The 22,061-nt window shown below is 73.2% G+C and carries 22 protein-coding genes and 1 pseudogene; 19 read left to right on the top strand and 4 right to left on the bottom strand.

Features of this window, described 5'->3' with window-relative positions; all coding sequences use genetic code 11:
• Positions 1 to 317 (top strand): annotated as a pseudogene (locus BMZ50_RS13570) (IS982 family transposase); the annotation flags it as partial.
• Between the two features lie 20 nt (positions 318 to 337).
• On the opposite strand, the gene BMZ50_RS13565 reads toward BMZ50_RS13570, so the two are convergent.
• Complete coding sequence (locus tag BMZ50_RS13565; RefSeq protein WP_091325399.1) at positions 338 to 1,141, bottom strand: LON peptidase substrate-binding domain-containing protein; 804 nt, start codon at positions 1,139 to 1,141, stop codon at positions 338 to 340.
• 126 nt (positions 1,142 to 1,267) lie between these two features.
• Between BMZ50_RS13565 and hisD the strand changes: the two genes are divergently transcribed.
• The 5 genes from hisD to hisH are packed head-to-tail and all read left to right on the top strand — an operon-like array spanning position 1,268 to position 5,147.
• Complete coding sequence (gene hisD / locus BMZ50_RS13560; protein WP_091325396.1) at positions 1,268 to 2,572, top strand: histidinol dehydrogenase; 1,305 nt, start codon at positions 1,268 to 1,270, stop codon at positions 2,570 to 2,572.
• Positions 2,569 to 3,675, top strand: coding sequence for a histidinol-phosphate transaminase (locus tag BMZ50_RS13555; RefSeq protein ID WP_091325393.1), 1,107 nt, complete (start codon positions 2,569 to 2,571; stop codon positions 3,673 to 3,675). Before hisD ends, BMZ50_RS13555 begins: the two co-directional genes overlap by 4 nt.
• A 4-nt stretch (positions 3,676 to 3,679) precedes the next feature.
• Positions 3,680 to 4,276 (top strand): imidazoleglycerol-phosphate dehydratase HisB, encoded by a 597-nt coding sequence (gene hisB / locus BMZ50_RS13550; protein ID WP_091325391.1) that lies wholly within the window; start codon positions 3,680 to 3,682, stop codon positions 4,274 to 4,276.
• On the top strand, positions 4,277 to 4,453 hold the full coding sequence (locus BMZ50_RS24200; protein ID WP_177212773.1) for a hypothetical protein: 177 nt from the start codon (positions 4,277 to 4,279) through the stop codon (positions 4,451 to 4,453).
• Positions 4,454 to 4,508: 55 nt separating this feature from the next.
• Complete coding sequence (gene hisH / locus BMZ50_RS13545) at positions 4,509 to 5,147, top strand: imidazole glycerol phosphate synthase subunit HisH (RefSeq protein WP_091325475.1); 639 nt, start codon at positions 4,509 to 4,511, stop codon at positions 5,145 to 5,147.
• A gap of 11 nt (positions 5,148 to 5,158) precedes the next feature.
• Here the strand turns inward: hisH and BMZ50_RS13540 are convergent, their stop codons facing one another.
• Entirely contained in the window at positions 5,159 to 5,758 is a 600-nt protein-coding gene (locus BMZ50_RS13540) for a nitroreductase family protein (protein ID WP_091325388.1), read from the bottom strand.
• A 274-nt stretch (positions 5,759 to 6,032) separates the two neighbouring features.
• On the opposite strand from BMZ50_RS13540, the gene BMZ50_RS13535 reads away from it, so the two are divergent.
• From BMZ50_RS13535 to BMZ50_RS13520, 4 genes are all read left to right on the top strand, one after another.
• Positions 6,033 to 7,643 carry an ABC transporter substrate-binding protein gene (locus BMZ50_RS13535; RefSeq protein WP_091325386.1) on the top strand — a complete coding sequence of 537 codons (1,611 nt, stop codon included), beginning with the start codon at positions 6,033 to 6,035 and terminating at the stop codon, positions 7,641 to 7,643.
• A 127-nt stretch (positions 7,644 to 7,770) separates the two neighbouring features.
• Positions 7,771 to 8,898 (top strand): alpha-hydroxy acid oxidase, encoded by a 1,128-nt coding sequence (locus BMZ50_RS13530; protein ID WP_091325384.1) that lies wholly within the window; start codon positions 7,771 to 7,773, stop codon positions 8,896 to 8,898.
• 197 nt (positions 8,899 to 9,095) lie between these two features.
• A complete protein-coding gene (locus BMZ50_RS13525; protein WP_245753640.1) occupies positions 9,096 to 10,190 on the top strand; it encodes a zinc-dependent alcohol dehydrogenase in 1,095 nt (364 codons plus the stop codon).
• A gap of 18 nt (positions 10,191 to 10,208) precedes the next feature.
• The gene (locus BMZ50_RS13520) at positions 10,209 to 11,213 is read left to right on the top strand and encodes an amidohydrolase family protein (RefSeq protein ID WP_091325378.1); all 1,005 of its coding nucleotides are present in this window, start codon (positions 10,209 to 10,211) and stop codon (positions 11,211 to 11,213) included.
• 46 nt (positions 11,214 to 11,259) lie between these two features.
• Here BMZ50_RS13520 and BMZ50_RS13515 read toward each other — a convergent pair whose 3' ends face one another.
• Positions 11,260 to 12,099: an IclR family transcriptional regulator gene (locus BMZ50_RS13515; RefSeq protein ID WP_245753639.1), complete on the bottom strand. Its 840-nt coding sequence runs from the start codon at positions 12,097 to 12,099 to the stop codon at positions 11,260 to 11,262.
• 360 nt (positions 12,100 to 12,459) lie between these two features.
• On the opposite strand from BMZ50_RS13515, the gene BMZ50_RS13510 reads away from it, so the two are divergent.
• From BMZ50_RS13510 to BMZ50_RS13470, 9 genes are all read left to right on the top strand, one after another.
• Positions 12,460 to 14,067, top strand: coding sequence for an ABC transporter substrate-binding protein (locus BMZ50_RS13510; RefSeq protein WP_091325375.1), 1,608 nt, complete (start codon positions 12,460 to 12,462; stop codon positions 14,065 to 14,067).
• Entirely contained in the window at positions 14,064 to 15,101 is a 1,038-nt protein-coding gene (locus BMZ50_RS13505; RefSeq protein WP_218146238.1) for an ABC transporter permease, read from the top strand. Before BMZ50_RS13510 ends, BMZ50_RS13505 begins: the two co-directional genes overlap by 4 nt.
• Positions 15,088 to 15,981: an ABC transporter permease gene (locus tag BMZ50_RS13500; protein WP_091325373.1), complete on the top strand. Its 894-nt coding sequence runs from the start codon at positions 15,088 to 15,090 to the stop codon at positions 15,979 to 15,981. Before BMZ50_RS13505 ends, BMZ50_RS13500 begins: the two co-directional genes overlap by 14 nt.
• The gene (locus BMZ50_RS13495; protein ID WP_091325370.1) at positions 15,978 to 17,090 is read left to right on the top strand and encodes an ABC transporter ATP-binding protein; all 1,113 of its coding nucleotides are present in this window, start codon (positions 15,978 to 15,980) and stop codon (positions 17,088 to 17,090) included. The genes BMZ50_RS13500 and BMZ50_RS13495 overlap by 4 nt, the downstream gene beginning before the upstream one ends.
• On the top strand, positions 17,087 to 18,181 hold the full coding sequence (locus tag BMZ50_RS13490; protein WP_091325368.1) for an ABC transporter ATP-binding protein: 1,095 nt from the start codon (positions 17,087 to 17,089) through the stop codon (positions 18,179 to 18,181). Before BMZ50_RS13495 ends, BMZ50_RS13490 begins: the two co-directional genes overlap by 4 nt.
• Positions 18,182 to 18,194: 13 nt before the next feature.
• The gene (locus tag BMZ50_RS13485; RefSeq protein WP_091325366.1) at positions 18,195 to 18,749 is read left to right on the top strand and encodes a UGSC family (seleno)protein; all 555 of its coding nucleotides are present in this window, start codon (positions 18,195 to 18,197) and stop codon (positions 18,747 to 18,749) included.
• Positions 18,746 to 19,813 (top strand): hypothetical protein, encoded by a 1,068-nt coding sequence (locus BMZ50_RS13480; RefSeq protein WP_091325364.1) that lies wholly within the window; start codon positions 18,746 to 18,748, stop codon positions 19,811 to 19,813. The genes BMZ50_RS13485 and BMZ50_RS13480 overlap by 4 nt, the downstream gene beginning before the upstream one ends.
• Positions 19,810 to 20,040, top strand: a complete 231-nt coding sequence (locus tag BMZ50_RS13475) for a hypothetical protein (RefSeq protein WP_091325361.1) — start codon at positions 19,810 to 19,812, stop codon at positions 20,038 to 20,040. Before BMZ50_RS13480 ends, BMZ50_RS13475 begins: the two co-directional genes overlap by 4 nt.
• A 157-nt stretch (positions 20,041 to 20,197) precedes the next feature.
• Positions 20,198 to 21,130: an SDR family NAD(P)-dependent oxidoreductase gene (locus BMZ50_RS13470; protein WP_091325359.1), complete on the top strand. Its 933-nt coding sequence runs from the start codon at positions 20,198 to 20,200 to the stop codon at positions 21,128 to 21,130.
• A gap of 48 nt (positions 21,131 to 21,178) precedes the next feature.
• Here the strand turns inward: BMZ50_RS13470 and BMZ50_RS13465 are convergent, their stop codons facing one another.
• A complete protein-coding gene (locus tag BMZ50_RS13465) occupies positions 21,179 to 22,036 on the bottom strand; it encodes a DUF559 domain-containing protein (RefSeq protein ID WP_091325357.1) in 858 nt (285 codons plus the stop codon).
• Between the last annotated feature and the right edge of the window lie 25 nt (positions 22,037 to 22,061).

The following is a 22,061-nucleotide window of genomic DNA, read 5'->3' as shown; positions in this document are numbered from 1 at the left end:
TCATCGCCGACAAGGGCTACATCTCCGCCGAACTCGACGACTACCTGCACCGGCGCGGCGCCGATCTGCTGCGCCCGTCCCTGCGCCACCGCGCACCCCGGCCCGGCCAGGGCCTGCTGGCGCCGATCCGGCAGCTCATCGAGTCCGTCTACGACACCCTCAAAGGCCAGCTGGACCTGGAACTGCACGGCGCACGCACGCTCACCGGCGTGGCTACCCGCGTCGCTCAACGGATCCTGGCCTTGACCGCCGCGATCTGGCACAACCGCGCCACCGGCCAGCCGATCACCCGATCCCTGATCGCCTACGACCACTGATCGAGTTCGGACTTACTCGTCTAGTTGGCGCTGCGCGGGACGGCGAAGCGCTGCAGCGGCGCGGGCACCGCGCCGATGGTCTCCACCAGGGACAGCTCCCGGCGCAGCAACCGTGCCTCGGTCACCAGCCGCCGGCGGGTGGCCGACTCGGCCAGCAGCGCCTGCCGGTCCTCGGTGGTGAGCAGCGCCGCGGAGGCCACCAGGTAGGACAGCGCCCGCGGGTCCTCGGCCACCGCGCCCAGCAGCGCGGTCTCCACCGCCTCGTCGTCGGGTGCCCCCACGCCCAGCCCGGCCACCGCGCCGACGTAGCGGGTGAACAGCTCGCGGACGCCGCGGACCAGCACCTCCAGCGAGCTGCGGGCCACGTCGGAGACCAGCGCGTCCAGGTCCTTGTCGTGGACGCCGCCGTCGTGCGGGGCGGCCAGCACCTCGTGGTCGCCGGCGGCTTCCTCCGCCGCCTCCTCCTCGGCCAGCCACTCGACCTCGGCCCTCAGGTAGGGCGGGTCCTGGGTGACGTGGACGTCGAGCAGCCGGAAGCGCTCCCCGCCCACGGTGGTGATGCGGAAGCCGCCGTCGGGCTGCGGCCGCACGGTCCGGACGTGGGCGGTGCAGCCCACGTCGTAGAGCGCCGCGGCCGGCGCCACCTGCTCGACCTCCCAGCCCTGCCGGATGGCCACCACACCGAAGCGCCGGGTGTTCTCGTCGGGTTGCGCGAGCAGGTCGCGCACGAGCCGCCGGTAGCGCGGCTCGAAGATCTGCAGCGGCAGCACCACCCCGGGGAACAGCGGGGTCCCCAGCGGGAAGAGCGGGATGAGGTCGCCCACGCGGCGAGCCTACGGGGGAGCGGTCCGGCCGGGGTGACCCCGCACGGCGGCGGACGGGACGGCGGGAGCCCGTCCGGGCCCGTCTACCCTGGGGTGTTCCCGTTCGTACGCCCCGGAGGTCCGCCCGTGCTCGCCCGCATCGACCTGCGTGGATCCGCTCTGCCCGGGGTGCGGGAGCTCTCCGGGCTGCTCCCGCGTGCCGCCACCGACATCGACTCGGTGCTGGCGACGGTCCGCCCGCTGTGCGAGGACGTCCGCGTCCGCGGCGCCCAGGCGGTTCGCGAGATCACCGCTCGGCTCGACGGCGTCGACCTCGAGGACTTCGCCGTCCCGCAGGACGCGATCGACGGCGCGCTGGCCGGGATCGACCCCGCCGTCCGTGCCGCCCTGGAGGAGGCCATCGCCCGGGTGCGCCGGGTGCACGCCGACCAGGCGCGCACCGACGTCACCACCCAGGTGGTCCGCGGCGGCACGGTGACCGAGCGCTGGGTGCCGGTGCGCCGGGTCGGCCTCTACGTCCCCGGTGGGCTCGCGCCGCTGCTGTCCAGCGTGGTCATGAACGTCGTCCCCGCCCAGATCGCCGGCGTGGAGTCCATCGCGGTGGCCTCCCCGCCGCAGCGCGACCACGGCGGCCTGCCCGACCCGGGCGTGCTCGCCGCCTGCGCGCTGCTCGGCATCACCGAGGTCTACGCGGTCGGCGGCGCCCAGGCGATCGCCGTCTTCGGTTACGGCGCCGGCTCCTGCGAGCCGGTCGACATGGTCACCGGCCCCGGCAACGTCTACGTGACGGCGGCCAAGCGGCTGCTGCGCGGCCTCATCGGCATCGACTCCGAGGCCGGCCCCACCGAGGTGGCGATCCTCGCCGACGACACCGCCGACCCGGCGCACGTGGCCGCCGACCTGATCAGCCAGGCGGAGCACGACCCGCTGGCCGGTGCGGTGCTGGTCACCAGCAGCGAGGAGCTGGCCGACGCCGTCCTCGCCCTCGTCCCCGGTCAGGTGGCCGCCACCAAGCACTCCGACCGGATCACCACGGCGCTGGACGGCAGCCAGTCCGGCATCGTCCTGGTCGACGACCTGGAGGCCGGGCTGCGGGTGGTCGACGCCTACGCCGCCGAGCACCTCGAGATCCAGACCCGCAACCCCCGCGAGGTGGCCATGCGGGTCCGCAACGCCGGCGCGGTCTTCGTCGGCGCGTGGTCCCCGGTCTCGCTGGGCGACTACTGCGCCGGCTCCAACCACGTGCTGCCCACCGGCGGGTGCGCCCGGCACTCCAGTGGCCTGTCGGTGCAGTCGTTCCTGCGTGGCATCCATGTCGTGGAGTACGACGAGCAGGCCCTCGCCGAGGTGGCGCCGCACATCGACGCCCTGGCCGGCGCCGAGGACCTGCCCGCGCACGCCGCCGCCGTCCGGGTCCGGCAGCGCGCATGACCTCCCTCGACGAGCTCCCGCTGCGGCCGGAGCTGCGTGGTCGCTCGCCCTACGGCGCCCCGCAGCTGCCGGCGAAGTACCGGCTCAACACCAACGAGAACCCGCATCCGCTGCCACCGGAGCTGCTCGCCGACCTCGGTGCGGCGCTGCAGCGGGCCGCGCTGGACCTCAACCGCTACCCCGACCGGGACGCGCTCGCGCTGCGCGGCGACCTCGCCGCGTACCTGTCCCGCGGCGGCGGGGAGCCGGTGGCGCCCGAGCAGGTGTGGGCGGCCAACGGCTCCAACGAGGTGCTGCAGCAGATCCTGCAGGCCTTCGGCGGGGCCGGCCGCAGCGCGCTGGGCTTCACGCCGTCCTACTCGATGCACCCGATCATCGCCGCGGGCACCGGCACCGCCTGGGTCGACGGGCACCGCCGGGCCGACTTCACCATCGACCCGGCCGCTGCCGCGGCGCAGGTGCGCGAGGTGGCGCCGGACGTCGTCTTCGTGACCAGCCCGAACAACCCCACGGGCACGGCGGTCGCGCTGGACACGATCGCGACCCTCTACGAGGCCACCACCGGCGTGCTGGTGGTCGACGAGGCCTACGAGGAGTTCGCCCGCACCGGGACGCCGTCGGCGCTCACCCTGCTGCCCGGACGTCCCCGGCTGATCGTCAGCCGCACGATGAGCAAGGCCTTCGGGATGGCCGGGCTGCGGCTGGGCTACCTCGCCGCGGACCCCGGCGTCGTCGACGCGCTGCAGCTGGTCCGGCTGCCCTACCACCTGAGCTCGCTCACCCAGGCCGCCGCGCGCGCCGCGCTGGCGCACACCGACGCGCTGCTCGCCACCGTCGACGCGGTGAAGGCGCAGCGGGACCGCATCGTCGCCGCGCTGCCCGGCCTGGGGCTGACCAGCGTGCCCAGCGACGCCAACTTCGTGCTGTTCGGCCGCTTCGCCGACGCGCCGGCCGCCTGGCGGGCGCTGCTCGACCGGGGGGTGCTGGTGCGCGACGTCGGGCTGCCCGGCTGGCTGCGGGTGACCGCCGGCACCGCCGAGGAGACCGATGCCTTCCTCACCGCGCTGGGTGAGGTGGCCGCCGACCACCGCCTGGGAGACTGATCGCATGAGTCGCACTGCACGCGTGGAGCGGGAGACCAGCGAGACCAAGCTGGTCGTCGAGCTCGACCTCGACGGCACCGGGACGAGCTCGATCAGCACAGGGGTCGGGTTCTACGACCACATGCTCACCGCGCTGTCCAAGCACAGCGGCATCGACCTCACCGTGCAGGCCGACGGCGACCTGCACATCGACGCCCACCACACGGTCGAGGACGTCGCGATCGCGCTCGGCCAGGCCTTCGCCCAGGCGTTGGGCGACAAGAAGGGCATCACCCGCTACGGCGACGCCACCATCCCGATGGACGAGGTGCTCGCGCAGGCGGCCGTCGACCTCTCCGGCCGGCCCTACTTCGTGCACTCCGAGCCCGAGAACATGACGCCGATGATCGGGCCGGACTACCCGACCAGCCTGACCAAGCACGTGCTGGAGTCCTTCGCGTTCAACGCGCGGATCAGCCTGCACGTGCGGGTGCTCTACGCCGGCCGCGACGCCCACCACATCGTCGAGGGCCAGTTCAAGGCGCTCGCCCGGGCGCTGCGCGCCGCCGTCGCCCTGGACCCCCGGGTCACCGACGTGCCCTCCACCAAGGGCGCGCTCTAGGTGACGTTCGCCGTCCTGCTCCTCGTTGTCGGCGGCTTCCTGCTCGGCGGCGCCTGGAGCATCTGGAAGGCCGACTCCGACACCAAGGGCCGCACCGGCCCCCAGGTGGCCTTCGTCGTCGTGCTGCTCGTGGCCGCGGCGCTGGCCACCGCATCGGGCATCCTCCGCATGGTGTGAGGGACCTCCTGGAACACCACGAGACCGCCCGCGGCTGACGACTACCGTGAGCGCCGTGAAGAAGGTCGTCGTCCTGGATTACGGATCGGGCAACCTGCGCTCGGCCGAGCGCGCGCTGGCCCGGGTGGGCGCCGACGTCACGGTGACCGCCGACCCGCAGGCCGCGCTGGCGGCCGACGGGCTGGTCGTGCCCGGGGTGGGCGCCTTCGCCGCCTGCATGGCCGGCCTGCGCGCCGTCGACGGGCCGCGGATCATCGGCCGCCGGCTGGCCGGCGGTCGCCCGGTGCTCGGCGTCTGCGTCGGCATGCAGATCCTCTTCGAGCGCGGCGTCGAGCACGGCTACGACGCCGAGGGCTGCGGCGAGTGGCCCGGCGTCGTGGAGCCGTTGCGGGCCCCGGTCCTGCCGCACATGGGCTGGAACACCGTGCAGGTGCCGGCGGGCAGCGTGCTCTTCGACGGCCTGGAGGACCAGCGCTTCTACTTCGTGCACTCCTACGGCGTGCGCGAGCTCCCGCTGGCGGCCGACGGCGTGCCGTCGCGGATCAAGCCGCCGCAGGTCACCTGGGCCGAGCACGGCGACCGCTTCGTGGCCGGCGTGGAGAACGCCGCCCTGTCGGCGACCCAGTTCCACCCCGAGAAGAGCGGCGACGCCGGCGCACAGCTGCTGACCAACTGGCTGCACACCCTCGACTGAGCCTCCGGGGCTCACCACCGGCCGCGGTGCACGACCTCCTCGAGGGGGCGCCGGCCGCGCCGCAGCGACGGCGAGCGGCGGTCCTCGCCGCCCGGGTAGCCCACCGAGACGCAGCCGACCGGCCGGTGGTCCTCGGGCACCCCGAACGCCGCCCGGAACGCGTCGACCCGGTCGGCGGGGACGCCGAAGAAGCAGGCGCCCAGCCCCTCGTCGACCGCGGTCAGCAGCATGAGCAGCGCCGCCATCCCGGTGTCGACGTCCCAGTAGGGCACCGGCCAGCGGGCCTCGTCGCGGTCGCCCCAGCCCTTGTCGGGCTCGGCGTAGCGCTCGAGGTAGGCCGCCCTGTGCGACAGCGGGATGATCAGCAGCGGTGCCCGGCGCATCCGGGTCAGCCAACTGTCGGGCGTGCCCCCGGCGGTGGTGGCCGCCCAGAACCGGTCCCGCTCCTCGGGTGACTCCAGCACGAGGAACGCCCACCCCTGGCTGAACCCGGCCGAGGGGGCCCGGACGGCGTGCTCGAGCAGCCGCTCCCGCACCTGCGGCGGGACCGGCCGGTCCGCGTCGTAGTCGCGGACCATGCGCCGCCGGCGGACGACGTCAGCGAACTCCACGGCGCGGCTCCATGCGCCCACCCTGCCACCCCGCTCGTGCCTGCCCTCCGGAGGCGTGGCCGGAGGTGTGCAGGTCGAACGCCGAAACCGAACATGTCTTCCGTCAGGCGCAAGCGTCCTCACGCCCGGACGGCCGTGGCCGAGATCTTGTCCGTCGCAGTGATCCAGGTCACCGCAGCCCCGCCGGGCGATCCGCGACCCCATCGCGGCGCCGCGCAGCGTTCCCGATCGACCCCGCCGATTTCGAGGCCGACCCAGCAAGGGGATCCACCACATGAAGCAACGGACGATGCCGTCCCTCCTCCTCGCCGCAGCGCTGGCGCTGTCCGCGTGCGGCGGGGGTGGCGGAGGCGGGACCTCCGCCGCCACCGACGCGCCGGTCGGCGAGCCGCAGCGCGGTGGCGAGCTGACCGTCCTGGAGGACGCCGCCTTCTCCGGCAGTTGGCCCACCGGGCTGGACCCGGCCAGCAACACCACCGGCGGGGCCAACATCGCGATGATGCAGGCCATCTACGGCGGCCTGTTCCTCCTGAAGGCCGACGACGACGGCTCCAACGCCCGCGTCGAGCCCAACCAGGCCGAGAGCGCCGAGCTGTCCGAGGACGGTCTCACGCTCACGGTCACGCTCCGCGAGGGCATCCAGTTCAGCGACGGCACGCCGCTGGACGCCGAGGCGGTCAAGTTCAACTGGGAGCGCGCGCTGGCCGCCCCCTGCAGCTGCAAGCCGGCCTGGCAGCTGGCCGAGGACCCGATCGAGGTCATCGACCCGCTGACGATCTCGATCTCGTTCACCCGGCCCAACGGCGCCGTCATGGCCTCCTTCCCCTCCGCGAACGTCAACTGGATCGCCTCGCCGACGGCGCTGCAGGAGATGGGCGAGGACGCCTTCAAGATCACCCCGGTCGGTGCCGGCCCGTTCACCGTGGTGGAGAACCAGCTGTCCTCGGTGCTGAAGCTGGAGCGGAACGAGAGCTACTTCAAGGAGGGCCTGCCCTACCTGGACAAGCTCACCTTCCAGTCGATCGGTGGGGACCAGCCGGCCTATCAGGCGCTGCAGGCCGGCCAGGCGCAGGCCTACGAGGGCATGAACACCACCCCGCTGGTCGAGCAGGCGCAGAACAACTCCCAGCTGCAGGTGACGATCCAGGCGGCGACCTCGCCCTACGTCGTCCAGCTCAACACCAAGACCGGGCCGTTCGACGACCCGCGGGCGCGTGAGGCGATCTACCGGGCCACCGACTTCGACGCCATCAACGAGGGCATCTTCGGCGGCAACTACGAGGTCAGCCAGGGCTTCACCGCCCCCGGCGGGAAGTTCTACGCGCTGGAGGTGGGGGGCTACCCGGAGTACGACGTGGACCGCGCCAAGGAGCTCGTGCAGGAGCTCGGCGGGCTGACCGTCCGGCTGGGCACGATCAGCAACTACGTCGCCACCCAGATCAACACCGCGCTGCAGACGCAGTGGCAGGAGGCCGGGATCGAGGTGACGATCGAGGACTACCAGCTGTCCGGGCTGGTGGAGCAGTTCAACTCCGGGCAGTGGCAGGCCATGCTGCAGACCGCCGGCGCGTGGGACCCCGCCGCCGGTGTCGGCGTCGGCTTCCGCTTCGCCTCCACCTCGCCCTTCAGCGGCGTCGTCGACCCGGAGCTGGACACCCTGCTCAACGACGCCGCCGCCACCCTGGACGAGGACGAGCGGGCCGGCCTGTACACCCAGGCCGCCGAGCACATCGCGGAGAACTTCTACGCGCCGTTCGGGCTGGCCTTCGCCCCGGCCAACGTCGCCGTCGAGGGCGTCCACGGGCCCGGCCTGACCACCCGGATCCCGGCGATCCTGGTCAACTCCGGGATCATCTGGGACGAGGTCTGGCGCGAGCAGGGCTGACCCCTGCACCACCCCGCGGGTCCCGGGTGACCGGGACCCGCGGGCTCGCTCATCCCCGGCGGGGACGGCTGCGGCCGTCCCCGCCGGTTCCGTCTCGTCCACGGGCCCCGGCCCGGAGGGAGGATCCGTGCGCCTGCGCACCGCGGTGAACCTGGCCGACGTCCGGGAGCTGGCCCGCCGGCGCCTGCCCCGCCCGGTCTTCGACATGGTCGACGGCGGTGCCGACGACGAGCTGACCCTGGCCCGCAACGAGGCGGCGTTCCGGGGGCTCCTGCTCAGCCCCCGCCCGTTCGAGGACGTCACCCGGGTCGACCCCTCGGTGCGGCTGTTCGGCCGCAGGCTCTCGCTGCCGGTGCTGCTCGCCCCGACCGGGGGCGGCCGGATCGCCCACCGCCGGGCCGAGCTCGCCGTGGCCGCCGCCGCCCGGGGGCAGGACACCGTCTACGTGCAGAGCACCGTGACCGGCTACCCGCTCGAGGAGGTGGCGCGGGCCGGCGGGGGAGGGCTCTGGTACCAGCTCTACCTGCCGGCGAGCCGGGACGAGACCCGGGCGATGGTCGCGCGGGTCGCGGCGGCCGGCTACCGCGCTCTGGTCCTCACCGTCGACACCCCCGTCTTCGGCGGCCGGGAGCGCGACCGCCGCAACGGCTTCTCCCTGCCGCTCCGGCCGTCGCCGCGCATGCTGCTGCACGGGGCGTCCCGCCCGGCGTGGGCGGTGGAGTTCCTCCGCGGCAACCTGCCCACGCGGCGGGACGGCCGGCTGTCGGCCTGGGCCACGCAGCGGCAGATCCTCGCCTCGCCCCGGCCGGTCACGTGGGACGACCTGGCCTTCGTGCGCGACCTCTGGGACGGCCCGCTCGTGATCAAGGGGGTGCTGCGGGCCCAGGAGTGCCGCCGCATCCTCGACTGCGGCGCCGACGGCCTGATCGTCTCCAACCACGGCGGCCGCCAGCTCGACGGGGTGCCCGCGACCGTCGAGGCGCTGCCGGCGGTGGTCGAGGCGGTGGGCGGCCGGGTCCCGGTCCTGCTCGACGGCGGTGTCCGGCGCGGCACCGACGTCCTCAAGGCCGTGGCCCTCGGTGCGACGGCGGTGCTCGTGGGCCGCCCCTACCTCTACGGCCTGGCCGCCGGCGGGCAGGCCGGCGTCGAGCGGGTGCTCGAGCTGCTGGGCGCGGAGTTCACCCGGGCCATGGCCCTCACCGGCTGCCGCACCGTCGCGGACATCGACGCCGGGCTGCTCCTGCCGCCCCGCTGAGGTCGCCCCGCACCGGACCACCGCACGGCGGAAGGGCCGTGGTCGGCCCGCCCCGCCCCGACCTAGCGTGACCGCCGGCACACCGAGCGGTGCGGGTCCCCGTGCGACCCCGCCGGGGGGCCGGTGCCCGGACGACGACCGCGTCGCTCCCTCCCCGGTCCCGGCTCGGCACGAGGAAAGAGGACGAATTGGGCGACATGGTGCGTGCCGCGGTCCAGGTCGGACCGCGGAAGATCGAGATCCAGGAGTTCCCCCGGCCGCAGATCGGTCCGGACGACGGCCTGCTCCGCCTGGAGGCCAACGGCCTGTGCGGCAGCGACGTCGAGTTCTACAAGGGCCACCTGCGCCAGGGCATGCCGGCGTTCGTGCCGGGCCACGAGCCGATGGGCATCGTCGAGGAGGTCGGTGAGAACGCCGCCAAGCGCTGGGGCGTGCAGCCGGGGGACCGGGTCGCCCTCGAGGTGGTCATCCCGTGCCGGAGCTGCTTCGAGTGCCTGACCGGCAGCTACCAGGCCTGCCGCAACCGGGTCGGCGGCCACGGGGTCACCCCGGTCGACGTCGCACCGTCGCTGTGGGGCGGCTTCGCCGAGCACATGTACCTGGCGCCCGGCGCGGTCATGCACAAGATCGACAACACGCTGCCCGTCGAGGTCGCGGCGATGTACAACTCGATGGGTGCCGGGGTCCGGTGGGCGCTGCACTACGGGCAGGTCCGGCTCGGGGAGACGGTGCTCGTGCTCGGCGCCGGCCTGCGCGGGATCGCTGCGGTCATCGCCGCCAGGGCCGCCGGCGCGGGCACGGTCATCGTGACCGGCCTGGAGGCCGACGCGCACAAGCTGGCCCTGGCTCGCGAGTTCGGTGCCGACCACACGCTGGTCGTCGACGGCGACGCCGCCGAGGACGTCGTCGAGCGGGTCCGCGAGATCACCGACGGCCGCGGGGTCGACGCCACCCTCGAGCTCACCCCGATGGCCGCGGGCCCGGTGACCGACGCGCTGCTGTCGACCAAGCACGGCGGGCGGGTCGTCCTCGCCGGCATCAAGGGCGACCGGGAGATCCCGCTCCGGACCGACCTGATCATCAACCGGGCGCTCACCGTCCAAGGGGCCTTCGGCGTGGACGCCAAGGCGATGGCCGAGGCGATCGCGCTCATCGAGTCCCGCCGCTTCCCGCTGGAGCGGATGCACACCCACACGTTCGGCCTGGACGACACCGCGCACGCGATCGAGGTCCTCGCCGGCGAGGTGCCCGGTGAGTCCGCCGTCCACGTCTCCGTCCACCCGAATCTCTGACCCGACCGGAGGACCCGCATGCTCATCGACACCCACGCCCACCTGCTGCCGTACGACTACCCGGCCGACGCGCCCGAGTGCTTCCCCCGCATGGAGCCGGTGGACGGCGAGACCGCGCGCACGCTGCTGTTCGGCCAGATGCAGTTCAAGGCCAGGGACGTCTTCTTCGACGCCGAGCGCCGCCTCGAGGCGCAGGACGCCTCCGGCGTCGACGTCGAGGTGCTCACCCCGATGCCGCCGCTGCTGCGCTACGACCTGCCGCTGGCCGACGGCCTGTCCCTGGCCCGGCACGTCAACGAGTTCAGCGCCACGCTGTGCCAGACCGAGCCCACCCGGCTGATCGCGTTGGGCATGGTCCCGATGCAGGACCCGGACGCCGCCACCGCCGAGCTGACCGCCATCCAGGAGATGGGCCTGGCGGGGGTGGAGATCGCCTCCAACATCCTCGGCGCCTCGATCGGCCACGAGAAGTTCCTGCCGTTCTTCGCCGAGTGCGAGCGGCTCGGCCTGGCCGTGTTCGTGCATGCCATGCCGTCGCCCACCGAGCGGCTGCCCATGTCGGCCATGGGCACCTACGTGGTCGGCGTCGAGGGCGCCTTCGCCGCCGCCTCGATGGTCACCGGCGGCACCGCCGCCAAGTGCCCGGACCTGCGGATCTCCTTCAGCCACGCGGCCGGCGGCTACCCGCTGATGATCCCGCGCCACCAGTACTTCTGGGGCGGGTCGTGGAACGAGGAGCCGAAGAACCCCGAGCGCGCCGTCATGCCCGACGACGGCCCGTCGCCGCTGGAGCACGCGCGGCGCTTCTACTACGACTCGCTGGTCTTCGACCGCCGGGCGCTGACCTACCTCATCGACCTGCTCGGCGCCGACCGGCTGCTCGTCGGCTCGGACTTCCCGGCGATGCCGCGGGAGGACCCGGCCGGCCGGACGCTCGCGTCGATGGGCCTGCCCGACGACGTGCTGCGGCAGATCACGTGGGACAACGCCTGGCGCTGGCTGGGCATGCAGCCCACCCGCTGACCGGCCCGGCGCCGGAGCCCCGCGCGGGCTCCGGCGCCGTCGTGGGTCAGGTGCAGCGGCGGGACGGCGGCTGCGCGGACGGGGCGCCCAGCGCGCGGGAGATGCCGCGGGCGGTCGCGTTGAGCACCGGCGCCAGTGCCGAGGCCTGCGTCGTGCCCGCCGCGACGGTCACACCGAGGGCGGCGACCACCTCGTCGCCCCGGCCGCGCACCGGGACGGCGACGGCGAGCGCCGGCGCGTCGGCGGTCAGCTGGTTCTCCGCCACGGCCACGCCGGTCCGGCGGACCTCCGCCAGCGTGCGCCGCAGCGCGGCCGGGTCGGTGATCGTGTGTGGTGTGAAGGACGTCAGCGGGCCGCTGAGCACCTCCTCCTGCACCTCCGGGCCGGCGAAGGCCAGGAGGACCTGGCCGGTGCCCGTGGCGTGCAGTGGCCAGCGCCCCCCGATCCGGCTCATCAGCCGCACCGCACCCCGCGCGCGCAGCGCCTCGACGTAGACGACGTCGGCGCCGTCCCGGACCCCCAGGACGACGTTGGCCCGGGTGGCCTGGTGCAGGTCGTCGACGTACGGGACGGCGAGTTCCCGCAGCTGCAGGCCGTGCGGGGCCAGCGCGCCGAGCTCCAGCAGCCGCAGCCCGATGCCGTAGCGCCCGTCCTCGCTGCGCTCCAGCGCGCCCCACACCCGCAGCTCGCCGACCAGGCGGTGCGTGGTGGTCAGGGACAGTCCGGCGCGGCGGCTGATCTCGCTGAGGGTCAGGGTGGCGTGGGCGGGCCCGAACGCGTCCAGGACGGCGAGGACCCGGCTGGCCGCGGTGGCGGAGCCCTGCCCGCTGCCGGGGACCTCCCGGCTCCGTCCGCCGACCGGCCGCAGCGGTCTCGTCGTGCTCAACCCAGCCTCCAGCCCTGCCCCGCAGGCAGCCCCCGGCGCGGGGCACGGGGCGTGTCCCGCGCCACTCTCCGTTCGCGCGGCCGGGCGTGTCAAACGGGCTCGCTGGCCGATCCGTGTGCCGGCTGGGACGGCTGTGACGCCGCGGCCGAGTGGACCGCCCGGTCCGCCCCTGGGCCCCCAACTTGTCTTCCGCGGGACGAAAGCGGCGAGGTCCGCGGGCGGGTCGCTCCCGGACTCTGGTCCGGCCGCCAGTGACCGTCATCACGGCGCCTGCCACCGGCTCGCCCGCTCGAGTCAGCCCTCGGCGTGCCGCTCCACCGTCCACCCCAGAGTCACCGAGGCCCCAAGGGGAGCACCTACATGAAGCAACGGACGATCCTGTCCCTCCTCACCGCTGCAGCGCTGACGTTGTCAGCGTGCGGCGGTGGCGACGGAGGCGCGAGCGCCTCCGGCACGACGGGCCCGGTCGGCGAGCCGCAGTCCGGGGGTGAGCTCACCGTCCTGGAGGACGCCGCCTTCGCCGGCAGTTGGCCCGCCGGTCTCGACCCGGCCACCAACACCACCGGTGGTTCGAACATCGCGATGCAGCAGGCCATCTACGGCGGCCTGTTCCTCCTGAAGGCCGACGACGACGGCTCCAACGCCCGCGTCGAGGGCAACCAGGCCGAGAGCTACGAGCTCTCCGAGGACGGGACGACCTTCACGGTCACGCTCCGCGAGGGCATCCAGTTCAGCGACGGCACCCCGCTGGACGCCGAGGCGGTCAAGTTCAACTGGGACCGCGCCCTCGCCAACCCGTGCACCTGCAAGCCCAACTGGCCGCTGGCCCCGAACGGCATCCAGGTGGTCGACCCGCTGACGATCTCGCTGACCTTCACCCAGCCGTACCCGGCCATCCTGGCCTCGTTCCCGGTCAGCAACGTCAACTGGATCGCCTCGCCGACGGCGTTGCAGGAGATGGGCGAGGACGCCTTCAAGATCACCCCGGTCGGTGCCGGCCCGTTCACCGTGGTGGAGAACCAGCTGTCCTCGGTGCTGAAGCTGGAGCGGAACGAGAGCTACTTCAAGGAGGGCCTGCCCTACCTGGACAAGCTCACCTTCCAGTCGATCGGTGGGGACCAGCCGGCCTACCAGGCGCTGCAGGCCGGCCAGGCGCAGGCCTACGAGGGCATGAACACCACCCCGCTGGTCGAGCAGGCGCAGAACAACTCCCAGCTGCAGGTGACGATCCAGCCGGCGACCTCGCCCTACGTCGTCCAGCTCAACACCAAGATCGCGCCGTTCGACGACCCGCGGGCTCGTGAGGCGATCTACCGGGCGACCGACTTCGACGCCATCAACGAGGGCATCTTCGGCGGCAACTACGAGGTGGCCGACTCCTTCGTCGCGCCGGGTGGCAAGTTCTACGCGCTGGAGGTGGGGGGCTACCCGGAGTACGACGTGGACCGCGCCAAGGAGCTCGTGCAGGAGCTCGGCGGGCTGACCGTCCGGCTGGGCACGATCAGCAACTACGTCGCCACCCAGATCAACACCGCGCTGCAGACGCAGTGGCAGGAGGCCGGGATCGACGTCGAGATCTTCGACGCCCAGCTCTCCGGCGTCATCCAGGAGTTCACCGGCGGCCAGTGGCAGGCGATGCTGCAGACCGCCGGCGCGTGGGACCCCGCCGCCGGTGTCGGCGTCGGCTTCCGGTTCAACTCCACCGCCCGCTACAGCGGGGTGGTCGACACCGAGCTGGACAAGCTGCTGGCCGATGCCGCCGCCACCGTCGACGAGGACGAGCGGGCCGGCCTGTACAGCCAGGCCGCCGAGCGGATCGCGGAGAACTTCTACGCGCCGTTCGGGCTGGCCTTCGCCCCGGCCAACGTCGCCGTCGAGGGCGTCCACGGCCCCGGCCTGACCACCAAGATCCCGCCGCTCCTGGTGAACTCCGGGGTCATCTGGGACGAGGTCTGGCGGGAGCAGTGACCGCGACGGCAACCACCCCGCGGGTCCCGGTCAGCCGGGACCCGCGGGTCTCCCGCCTCACCCGGGTGACCGGGTCGCCGGTGCTCCGGCTGATCGTCAAGCGGCTGCTGATGGCCGTTCCGATCATGCTCGGGGTCACCATCCTGACGTTCTGGGTGCTCAGCCTCATCCCCGGCAACGCGGCCGAGCAGCTGCTGGGCGCCGAGGCCACCCCCGAGGACGTCGCCCTGCTGGAGCGGCAGCTGGGCCTGGACCAGCCCGGCGTCGTCCGCTACCTGGAGTGGCTGCAGGGCGCCGTCACCGGCGACCTGGGCAACTCGATCGTCAGCCGGCAGCCGGTGAGCGACGTCCTCGCCGACCGGTTGCCGGTCACCGGCGAGCTGGTGCTGCTGGCCTTCCTCATCTCCCTGGTCCTGGCCATCCCGGTCGCGCTGCTGGCCGCCCACAAGCCGGGCGGGATCATGGACCGGATCAGCATGGTGGTCAGCACGCTGGGCCTCTCGGTCGCCAACTACGTGCTGGCCCTGATCCTGGTGCTGGTGTTCGCGGTGACCCTCGGCTGGCTGCCGGCCATCGGCTACGTCCCGCTCGAGGACGGGCTGTGGGCGAACCTCGAGGCGATGATCCTGCCCTCGGCAGCGATCGGCTTCCCGCTGTTCTGCTTCTACACCCGGTTCCTGCGCGGTGACCTGGTCGACCAGATGCAGCAGGAGGAGTACGTCACCACGGCGCGCGCCAAGGGCGTCGGCTCCTGGTCGGTGCTGATCAAGCACGCCTTCCGGAACTCGTCCTTCGGCCTGATCACGGTCGTCGGCCTGAACCTGGGTGCGCTCATCGGCGGCACCGTGATCATCGAGCAGATCTTCGCGCTGCCGGGCATCGGTCAGATGCTCCTGCAGGCCATCAACACCCGTGACTTCGTCGTCGTGCAGGCCGCGGTCGTGATCTTCGCGCTGGTCGCGGTGGTCGCCAACCTGGTCGTGGACCTGCTGTACGCCGTCCTGGACCCGAGGATCCGCTATGGCAGTCGTTGAGCCGGCTCCGTCCTTCGCCATCGGCCCCGAGATCGACGAGGCCGAGGCCAAGGCCGGTATCCGCGGCCGCCGCCGGGGCGGCAACCTGGGCACCTGGATCCCGGCCGGGCTGATCGCCTTCGTGGTGATCGCCTGCTTCCTGGGCCCGACCCTGCTGTCGCTGCCCAGCCCCGTGGGCGGCAACATCCTGGAGAGCAACCAGCCGGCGTTCTCGCCCGGGCACTTCCTGGGCACCGACCCGAACGGCAACGACATCCTCTCGCGGCTGCTCAACGGCGGTCAGTCCTCGCTGTGGATCGCCCTGGCGGTCAACATCCTCGGCCTCGTCATCGGCGGCACCCTGGGTGCGCTGTCCGGTTACGTGGGCGGCGTCGCCGACACCCTGATCATGCGGGTCCTCGACGTGCTGATCGCGTTCCCCTCGCTGGTGCTCACCCTGGCCGTGGCCCAGGCGCTCGGCCCGTCCATGACGAACACGATCTTCGCGCTGGCCTTCTTCAGCATCCCGGCGTTCGCCCGGGTGGCCCGCTCGGCGGTCCTGCGGCTGCGGGAGATGCCGTTCATGGCGGCGGCGAAGCTGGCCGGGACCCCGGCGTGGCGGATGCTGTTCAAGCACCTCGCGCCCAACATCGCCCCCCAGCTGATCACCTTCGGCATGCTGGGCATGGGCATCGTGATCATCATCGAGGGCGCGCTGAGCTTCCTCGGCCTGGGCATCCCGGACCCGGCTCCCAGCTGGGGCAACATGGTGGCGACCGGCCAGCTGAGCCTCTCGGCGACGCCGATGCTCGTCGTCTGGCCCAGCGTGGCCCTGCTGGTCACCGTCCTCGCCTTCAACCTTCTCGGCGAGAACCTGCGTGCGCGTTGGAGTGGTCGATGAGCGGCGAACGAACCGTTGCCTACCCCGCGGGTGACACCCTCGTGTCCGAGGGCGTGATCGCGCCGGCCCGTGCCGGGCGCCCGGCACCGGCCCGGGCGGGCGCGGCCGGCGAGCCGCTCGTGGTGGTCGAGGGCCTCCGGGTCCAGTTCACCCGGGGCGGCCGGAAGGTCAACGCGGTCAACGGGCTGTCCTACCGGCTCGAGCCCGGCACGATGATGGCGATCATCGGCGAGTCCGGGTCCGGCAAGAGCGTCAGCTCCCGGGCCCTCATGGGGCTGCTGCCACCGACGGCGAAGATCTCCGGCTCCATCCGGTTCGACGGGCGCGAGCTCATCGGCCTCCCGGAGAAGGACATGCGGGAGCTGCGCGGCGGCGACATCGCCATGGTGTTCCAGGACCCGGCCCGGTCGCTCAACCCGACGATGAAGATCGGTGCCCAGATCACCGAGGCCGTCCGGCTGCACAGCGACCTGGACAAGAGGGGCGCGCACGCCCGGGCGGTGGAACTGCTCAAGCTGGTGCGGTTGCCCGCGGCCGAGCGGCGCTTCCACGAGTACCCGCACCAGCTCTCCGGCGGGATGCGCCAGCGGGTGATGATCGCCATCGCGCTGGCCGGCGAGCCGCGGCTGCTCATCGCCGACGAGGCCACCACGGCGCTCGACGTCACCACCCAGGCGCAGATCATGGAGCTGCTGGTCGAGCTGCAGCAGCGGCTCGGCATGGCGGTGATCATGATCAGCCACGATCTCGGGCTGGCGGCCAGCTACGCCCAGCACGTCGTCGTCATGTACGCCGGCCGGGCCGTGGAGCAGGCGCCCACGCAGACGCTGTTCGCGAACGTGCGGATGCCCTACACCCACGCCCTGCTCGGCGCCATCCCGGCGCTGGACCGGGAGCCGCACTCGCTGTTCGACGTGACCCCCGGCCAGCCGCCGGACCTGTCCGCGCTGCCGAAGGGCTGCCCGTTCCGGCCGCGGTGCCAGTACGCCACCGACACGTGCCTGCAGGCCCCGCCCCTCACCGAACACGAGCCCGAGCACCTGTGGGCCTGCTGGCACCCGGTCGGTGCCGGCGCCGGTCACAACAGCGCGAACGGAGAACAGCGATGACCGCGGTCGACGAGCGCACCGGCGGACAGCGGGCCGGAACGGGGAGCCCGCTGCTGCGCGCCCGCAACCTCGTGCAGGAGTTCCCGGTGCGGGCCGCCGGCGGGGTCAAGGGCGGTGTGGTGCACGCGGTGTCGAACGTGTCGTTCGACATCTACGCCGGCGAGACCCTCGGCGTGGTGGGGGAGACGGGCTCGGGCAAGTCCACCCTGGCGCGGTCGGTCATCCAGCTCCCGCGGCCCAAGTCCGGCACGGTGGAGTTCCAGGGCAAGGACCTCATGAAGGTCGGCCGCCGGGAGCTCAAGGACTCCCGCCGGCACATGCAGATGGTCTACCAGGACCCGTTCGGCTCGCTGAACCCGCGCTGGCGGGTGACCGAACTGGTCGAGGAGCCGCTGCGGGGCCACGGCTGGGGCAACGCCGACAGCCGCAAGCGCCGCGTCGAGGAGCTGCTCGACCTGGTCGGTCTGGACCCCTCGCAGTACGGCAAGCGCCGTCCGTTCGAGCTGTCGGGCGGTCAGTGCCAGCGGGTGGCGATCGCCCGGGCCATCGCCCTGGAGCCGGCGCTGATCGTCGCCGACGAGGCGGTCTCCTCCCTGGACGTGCTGATCCAGGCGCAGGTGCTCAACCTGTTCGAGAAGCTGCGCCGGGAGATGAACCTCTCCTACCTGTTCATCGCGCACGACCTGGCGATGGTCAAGCAGGTCAGCGACCGGGTGGCGGTCATGTACCTGGGCCAGCTGGCCGAGATCGGCCCGTCGGAGGGGATCTACCGGCAGCCGCTGCACCCCTACACCGCGGCCCTGCTGGACTCGATCCCGCGGGTGGACCCGGTGACCGGGGCGGCGCACCGCCCGGTCGCGCTGCCCGGCGAGCCGCCGTCGCCGATCGACCCGCCCAGCGGCTGCCGCTTCCGCACCCGCTGCCCGCGGGCGCAGCAGAAGTGCGCCGAGGAGGCGCCGCAGCTCGTCGAGCGGCTGCCCGGGCACCAGGTGTCCTGCCACTTCCCGCTGGACCTGCCGATGCCGACGGTGCCGCCGAAGCCGGCCGCGCCCGTCGCCGACCCGGCGCCGACCAGCACGACGGCTGCCTGACCGAGGAGGGGACGTGTTCGACAGCATCATCGACCCGACGGTCGGCGCCCCCGGGAACGACCGGGGCCGGACGGCGCTGGCCGGCCGGCCGGCGCAGCTGAACGGGCTGCGGCTGGGCCTGCTGGTCAACACCAAGCGCAACGCCGCGGACTTCCTCGAGGAGGTGGCAGCAGCCCTGGAGTCCGAGTACGGCGTGACCACCGTCCTCACCCGGACCAAGCCCAGCATCGTCCACCCCGCTCCGCCGGAGATGCTCGAGGAGTTCCGCGGCGAGACCGACGTCGTGGTCGTCGGCGTCGGGGACTGCGGGTCCTGCAGCGCCTCGGCCGTCGCCGACGGGTTGCAGCTGGAGGCCGCCGGCATCCCGGCCGCGGTCATCTGCAGCGACGCCTTCCGGGTCAGCGCCGACGCCATGGCGAACCTGCAGGGCACGCCGGGCTACGAGTACGTCACCACCGCCCACCCGGTGGCCAGCCTCTCCCGCGAGGGGGTCCGCGAGCGCGCCGTCGCGGCCCTGCCGGAGATCGTCGGCATGCTCACCCGGCCCGCCGCGGCGGTGGCCTCATGACGGCACTGGAGGACCCGGTCCGGACGGCGAGGGAGGCGATCCGGTACTGCTACGAGCAGGGCTGGACCGACGGCCTGCCGGTCGTACCCGCCACCCGGGAGGACCTCGACGCCTTCCTCGCCACCACCGACCGGGATCCCGACGAGGTGATCGGTGCGCAGGAGCACCTCAACCGCCGGGTGACCGTGCGCCAGGCCGCGGTCAACGCGATCATGGCCGGCTGCGAGCCCGAGTACTTCCCGGTCGTCCTCGCCGCGTGGGACGCCCTCAACGGCGAGCCGGCCACCAACGGCGGGGCGTGGCAGTCCACGAGCGGCCCGGCGCCGCTGCTGGTGGCCAACGGGCCGATGCGCCAGCGCCTGGGCATCAACTGCGCGGGAGGGGTCTTCGGCCCCGGTTTCCGCGCGAACGCCACCATCGCCCGCGCCATCGGGCTGATCGTGCGCAACGGCTACGGCATCAAGCCGCAGCAGCTGGAGCAGGCCACCCAGGGCGTGCCCGGCCGGTGGCAGTTGCTCGTCGGCGAGAACGAGGAGCTCTCCCCGTGGGAGCCGCTCAGCGTCGTCGGCGGGCTCGAGCTCGGTGTCGACGCGGTCTCGGCGATGCTCATCCGCTGCTGCGAGTACGTGGACAACCGGCACACCGAGAGCGCCGAGGCGGTCCTGCAGGACCTCGCCGACTCACTCGCCCGCATCGGCGCCTACCTGGGCATCCGGCACTCCAGCGGCGGTCTGGTGCTGGGACCCGAGCACGCGCACGTCCTGGCCGACGCCGGCTACAGCCGGGCCGACGTCCAGCAGTGGCTGTTCGAGCACGCCACGCACTCCCACGAGGAGCTCGCGGCCGCCGGCAAGGTCGGGCCCGGTGGCCCCGCCGAGGGCGACGCGGCGTTCCCGATGATGCCGTCCGCCGCGGAGATCCCGGTGCTCGTCGCCGGGGCGGCCAACGCCGCGATCTCCATGGTCTTCCGCCCCTTCGGCTGGGCCTCGTGGTCCGGCCGCTCCGTACCCGTCCGCTGGTCGGCCGACGCCCGGCCGACCACAGTCCAGGAGGTCTCCCCGTGACCATCGATCAGGCTCAGCTCGAGCAGCTCAAGCAGACGCTGCAGGCCGACGACTACCGGCTCGACGTCGACGTGCAGGGCGACTCGGCCGACGTCGCGATCGTGGCCGGGCCCGACGCGTGCGAGGAGTGCCTGGTGCCCAAGCCCCTCATGCAGTCGATGCTCGCCCCGGTCCTCGGGGTGCAGCCCGACAGCATCCGGCTGACCTACCCGACCGACAAGGCCTGACCGTCCGTCCGCGCGGGTCCCGACCCCCGCGCGGACGGCGAGCCCCGCGGACCCGTGGGGAGCCCGGTGGCTTCCCACGGGTCCTCGGTGTGCCCGCGACAGCCCGACATCCCGCGCTGCGGCCCGCGCTGCAGCCCGATCGAAAACGGAGCACGGAGTGGAGATCTCCCTGGAGGGGAAGGTCGCGCTGGTCACCGGCGTCGGCCCCAACATCGGCAGCGGCATCGCCCTGGCGCTGTCCCGGTACGGCGCCAAGGTGGCCTGCAACGACGTCAGCGACGACGTCATCAAGGCCGCGATGGCGCGCATCGAGCGCAACGGCGGTGAGGCGATGGCCGCGCCCGGGGACGTCACCGACGAGGCCGCGGTGCAGGGCTACGTCGACGCGGTCCTGGAGAAGTGGGGCCGGATCGACATCCTGGTCAACAACGCCGCCATGCTGGGCGGGAAGGGCGTGCTCGACGAGGACGCCGGCACCTTCGAGCGCTCGATCAAGGTCTCCGGCCTCGGCTACTTCCTCAACACCAAGATCGTCGGGCGGGCCATGGCCGAGCGCGGCATCCGCGGCTCGATCGTCTGCATCTCGTCGTCCAACGGGTGGAACGGCTCGGCCGGCGTCATCGCCTACGCGTTCAACAAGGGCGGCGTGAACAACTTCGTCCGGGCCGCGGCCATGGACCTCGCGCCGTACGGCATCCGGGTCAACAGCTACACCCCGACCGCGCCGACGATCGACAACCCCGAGCTGGTCGCTGAGCTGCAGGCGCAGGGCCGGCCGGTGGACATGCTCAACGCCGGCCGGAAGGGCGGCGGCCTCGGGGGGAACACCGGCGACGAGCCGTGGCGCCGTCCGGCCCGGTGGTCGGGGGAGCGCCCGCCGCTGGTGCCGCTGGGCAGCACCGGGACGCCGACCGACATCGGCCACGCCGTCGCCTGGCTGTGCTCGGACTACGCGCGGCTGATCACCGGCACCGACCTGGTCGTCGACGGCGGCGCGCGGGCGAAGAACTTCGCCTACTTCCCGGCCGACCCCGAGGACCTCGCCGGCCCCGTGCCGCTCATCCCGCTGGACGAGACCCCGCTGCCCTGACCCCACCCCGCTGGAGGGCAGAAATGGCCATTTCTGCCCTCCAGCGGGTCACAGGCCCAGTGCGGCGCGGACCCGGGCGACGACGCCGTCCAGGTCCCGCAGGTCGCTCGCGCTGAGTCGGATCACCCTCCAGCCCGCTGCCCGTAGCCGCTCGAGGCGGGCGTCGTCCCGGGCGATCTGGTCGCCGGTGAAGTGGTGGGCGCCCTCGTACTCGATCGCCAGGCGCGCCTCCGGGAACGCCAGGTCCACCCGGGCGACGAACTCACCGGCCACCCGCACCTCGTACTGGGGGACCGGCGTCAGGTCGGCCACGACGAGAGCCACCCGGACCCGGGACTCCGGTGCCGACTCCGCCCGCGGGTCGACGAGCAGGACCGCCTTGCGCACACGAGCGACGCCCCACCGGCCCGCGCCCGCGTTCGCCATGGCCGAGAGATCGTCCTGCGAGACCGCTCCGCACCGGACCATCGCGTCGATTGCGGCGACTGCGGTGCCCCGCGACTCCAGCGCGGCCAGGTCCCACGCCGTCCGCACCGCCGACGTCACCGGGACGTCGTCGCGCCACTCGACGTCCGTCGCGTCGAGGTCACTGCGGTGCACGCGCACCTCGCGCGGTCCCTTCCACTGCACGGTGCTGGGGCGGACGACGGTCACGGGGTCGTGCGGGCCGGCGAAGGGCGCGCCGTGCCAGGCGGCCGCGGAGTGTCCGCCGATCGCGGTGCCGGGCGGCAGGAGGAGGGCGACGCCCTGGCACCTGAGCCGGTGGTCGAGCACCAGCGCGGGATCGGCGTAGACGCCCTGGACCAGGCGGCGGTAGCTGCGCTCGCGCAACTGCTTGACGCTGAGGAGGCCGTCGGCAACGGCACGGCTGCCGACGAAGACTCCGGTGAGGTGTGAGCGAGGCACTGCGGCAGGGTGGCCGGATCAGGCC

The sequence above is a fragment of the Geodermatophilus ruber genome, assembly GCF_900114385.1.
GTDB classification, from domain to species: domain Bacteria; phylum Actinomycetota; class Actinomycetes; order Mycobacteriales; family Geodermatophilaceae; genus Geodermatophilus; species Geodermatophilus ruber.
This window is presented reverse-complemented; position numbering and strand designations above follow the sequence as displayed.